The following is a 3664-nucleotide window of genomic DNA, read 5'->3' as shown; positions in this document are numbered from 1 at the left end:
GCCTGCTCGGCGAGGACGTGTTCGCGAGCTGGTTCGCCCGCCTCGAACTGGAAGGCTTGGAGGGCGGCGTCGCCCGCCTCACCGTGCCGACCCGGTTCCTCAAGAGCTGGATCGAGTCGCACTATCTCGACCGCGTGCTCACGACCTTCCGGGCCGAGGCCGACGACGTCAGCCGCATCGAGGTCGGCGTGCGTGGTCCCTCCGCCCCGGCCCGCCCGAGTGCCGGCACCCAGGCGAAGTCGAACCCGACGAGCGGGCCGCTGACCCGGCTCCACGCGACCGCGACGCCCGCCGCCCTCCAGGGGCCCGGTCCGCTGGTCGAGACCGAGATCGCCTCGCCCCGGGGCGATTCTGCCGCGGTCGATCTCAACGGTGCGCCGCTCGATGCGCGGCTCACCTTCGCGAACTTCGTCGTCGGCCGCTCCAACGCGCTCGCCCATGCCGCGGCGGAGCGGATCGCCCGCAGCGACGGCGACGGCGCGCTCTACAATCCGCTCTACGTCCATGCCGGCGTCGGCCTCGGCAAGACGCACCTGCTCCACGCCGCCGGCCATGCCGCCCGCGAAGCTGGGCGCCGGGTGATCTACCTCACCGCCGACCGCTTCATGTACGGCTTCGTCAACGCCCTGAAGACCCAGAGCGCGCTGGCCTTCAAGGAGCGCCTGCGGGCAATCGACCTACTCATCCTCGACGACGTGCAGTTCATCCAGGGCAAGTCGATCCAGACCGAGTTCGGCCACACCCTCAACGCCCTGATCGATTCGGGACGTCAGGTCGTGGTCGCCTCCGACCGGCCGCCGACGGAACTCGAGGCACTCGACGAGCGCGTGCGCTCGCGCCTCGCCGGCGGCCTCGTCGTCGAGATCGGCGGGCTCGACGAGGGCTTGCGCGCCTCGATCCTCTCCGCCCGGCTCGACGCCGTTCGGCAGAGCCACCCGAACTTCGAAGTCTCACCGGCGGTCTCGGCCTACGTCGCCCGGGCGATCACCGCCAACGGCCGCGACCTCGAAGGGGCCGTGAACCGGCTCCTGGCCCACGCGACGCTGACCGGCGCACCGGTGACCGTCGAGACCGCGGAGACCGCGATCCGCGACCTCGTGAAGAACCGCGAGCCCAAGCGGGTGAAGATCGAGGACATCCAGAAGCTGGTGGCCTCGCGCTACAACGTCTCGCGCTCCGACATCCTGTCCGAGCGGCGCACCGCCGCCGTGGTCAAGCCGCGCCAGATCGCGATGTATCTGTCGAAGGTGCTGACCCTGCGCTCCCTGCCGGAGATCGGCCGCCGCTTCGGCGGGCGCGATCACACGACGGTGCTGCACGCGGTGCGCAAGATCGAGAAGCAGATCGGCGAGGATGCGGTGCTCGGTGATGAGGTCGAGCTGCTGAAGCGCATGCTTCAGGATTGACCATCGAGCGGGGGCGGGACCGATCGCAAGCCCGGCTCCGCCCGACGCCAACGGCCGGCCGCGCCCCCCGGCGTTGGGACCGGTCCGGCCCGTCGTGAAGACGCGGCCCGGCCGTCATGCCACCCGCGAGGCGGGACAGCGCCGATGCCGCCCTTGCCTTCCCGAGAGCGGTTCGCCAAGCTGCCGAGCCCGCTCCATGACAGAGCGCCTCGCGAAGTGCCCGGTCACCGCCAGCCCTCCGGCCGCGATGGCGGGACGGGCGCTTCGAGGGAGACACTCCGTTTTCGGGCCTGACCGACGGCGGACGGGCCGATTGTTCAAGAGACGACGGGTTTTCCGATGAGAGTCACAGTCGAGCGCGCGGCCCTCCTGAGATCGCTCGGCCACGTCCACCGGGTGGTGGAGCGGCGCAACACGATCCCGATCCTCTCCAACGTCCTGCTCCGCACGGGCGAGAGCGGCCTGCAGCTGAAGGCGACCGACCTCGACATCGAGGTGACCGAGACGGTGCCGGCGGACGTGCTCGATGCCGGCGCCACCACGGTGCCGGCCCACGTCATCTACGATATCGTGCGCAAGCTGCCCGAAGGTGCTCAGGTGTCGCTGGAGACGTCCGGCGAGACGGGTCAGATGACGATCCGCTCCGGCCGCTCGCGCTTCGCGCTGGGCGCCCTGCCCGAGGGCGATTTCCCCGACCTCGCCGCGGGCGAGCTGCCGCATTCCTTCGCCATCTCCGCGGCGGAGCTGAAGCAGCTCATCGAGAAGACGCAGTTCGCGATCTCGACGGAGGAGACGCGCTACTATCTCAACGGCATCTACTTCCACACCGTCGAGGTCGAGGGCGCGCTGAAGCTGCGCGCCGTGGCGACCGACGGACACCGGCTCGCCCGGGTCGAAGCGGAAGCGCCTGAGGGCAGCCGCGGCATGCCGGGCATCATCGTCCCGCGCAAGGCCGTGGCCGAGATCCAGAAGCTCGTGGACGACGGCGGCGACAGCGTGCAGGTGGAGTTGTCGCCGGCCAAGATCCGGCTCACCTTCGCGGGCGGCGTGACCCTGATCTCGAAGCTGATCGACGGCACCTTCCCCGACTACCAGCGGGTGATCCCCACCGGCAACGACAAGCGCCTCACGGTGGAGCGCGACGCCTTCGCCAAGGCGGTGGACCGCGTCTCGACCATCTCGTCCGAGCGCGGCCGCGCGGTGAAGCTCGCCATGGGCGACGGGCGGCTCGCCCTCTCGGTGACCAACCCGGATGCCGGTTCGGCGACGGAGGAGCTCGACGTCGATTACGAGGCCTCCGCCCTCGATATCGGCTTCAACGCCCGCTACCTCCTCGACATCACCGCGCAGCTCCAGGGCGACACGGCCCTGTTCAAGCTCGCCGATCCCGGCTCGCCGACGCTGATCCAGGACCGGGATGGGGCGCCCGCGCTCTACGTCCTGATGCCGATGCGGGTTTGACGCGCAGGCGAACCTCGCATCTCTCGCCCGTGGGGGATATGGTGACGGCCAGACTGCCATAGGCATACCGGCCATGTCGAAACCCGTCATCCTCGACCCTGTAGACGCCGCCTTCGTCGACGACCTCGTCGCCGCCGGACGATACCCTTCCGCCGATGCGGCCGTCGTCGAAGGCATCAGGCTCCTCAAGGTCCGCGAAGAGCGACTCGGCGAGCTGAGAGAGGCGTGGCGCGACGGTGCGTCGAGCGGCGAATACGAGCCGGTCGAAGCCGTCCTCGACGAGATGGCTGCCCATTACGGTGCGAGGGCGAAGGCCGGCGCGTGAGACCGGTCGTCATCTCGCGCAGGGCCAGGGCGGATCTTCGATCGATCGCGGACCATATCGCCGCGGACAACCCGAGCCGGGCCGTCAGCTTCGTCGCCGAACTGCGGGAACGCTGCCGGTCCCTTTCCGAAACCCCGATGCAGGGCCGTCCCGCGCCCGAGATCGCACCGGACGTCCGCATCCTCGTGTTCCGCTCCTACCTCATCCTCCATCGCCTGCGCGACGATGCGGTTCTCATCGACCGCGTGCTCCATTCCGCCCGGGATCGCTCCGGCCTGCCGCCGAATGAATGAACCCACCGCCGTCGCGACCCGCCTCACCCGCCTGATCGCCCGCGACTTCCGCAACCACGTCGATCTCGATCTCGCCACGGCGCGCCGCTTCGTGGCCCTGGTCGGCGAGAACGGGGCGGGCAAGACCAACATTCTGGAGGCGGTCTCGCTGTTCTGCCCCGGCCGCGGCCTGCGCCGCG

General features: G+C 70.0%; 5 protein-coding genes. All 5 read left to right on the top strand.

Features of this window, described 5'->3' with window-relative positions:
- Positions 1-1406, top strand: a 1406-nt coding sequence (dnaA, locus tag MFF42_RS23765) for a chromosomal replication initiator protein DnaA (protein ID WP_373875219.1), incomplete at its 5' end; no start/stop codon positions are given.
- Positions 1407-1745: 339 nt separating this feature from the next.
- Positions 1746-2867, top strand: a complete 1122-nt coding sequence (dnaN, locus tag MFF42_RS23760; RefSeq protein WP_238258260.1) for a DNA polymerase III subunit beta — start codon at positions 1746-1748, stop codon at positions 2865-2867.
- A gap of 73 nt (positions 2868-2940) precedes the next feature.
- Positions 2941-3192, top strand: a complete 252-nt coding sequence (locus tag MFF42_RS23755) for a type II toxin-antitoxin system ParD family antitoxin (RefSeq protein ID WP_238258258.1) — start codon at positions 2941-2943, stop codon at positions 3190-3192.
- Positions 3093-3485, top strand: coding sequence for a type II toxin-antitoxin system RelE/ParE family toxin (locus MFF42_RS23750; RefSeq protein ID WP_306423558.1), 393 nt, complete (start codon positions 3093-3095; stop codon positions 3483-3485). The genes MFF42_RS23755 and MFF42_RS23750 overlap by 100 nt, the downstream gene beginning before the upstream one ends.
- A partial coding sequence (locus tag MFF42_RS23745) for an AAA family ATPase (RefSeq protein WP_373875218.1) occupies positions 3478-3664 on the top strand: 187 nt, incomplete at its 3' end. The genes MFF42_RS23750 and MFF42_RS23745, both read left to right, overlap by 8 nt.

It is taken from the genome of Methylorubrum podarium, assembly GCF_022179745.1.
Classification (GTDB): domain Bacteria; phylum Pseudomonadota; class Alphaproteobacteria; order Rhizobiales; family Beijerinckiaceae; genus Methylobacterium; species Methylobacterium podarium.
The sequence above is the reverse complement of the archived record's forward strand: the minus strand, read 5'-3'. Positions and strand labels throughout refer to the sequence as shown.

What these genes read in the sequence shown, in the direction of transcription:
- dnaN (WP_238258260.1), top strand. Translation starts at nt 1,746, where the DNA reads ATGAGAGTCACAGTCGAGCGCGCGGCCCTCCTGAGATCGCTCGGCCAC.
- MFF42_RS23755 (WP_238258258.1), top strand. Translation starts at nt 2,941, where the DNA reads ATGTCGAAACCCGTCATCCTCGACCCTGTAGACGCCGCCTTCGTCGAC.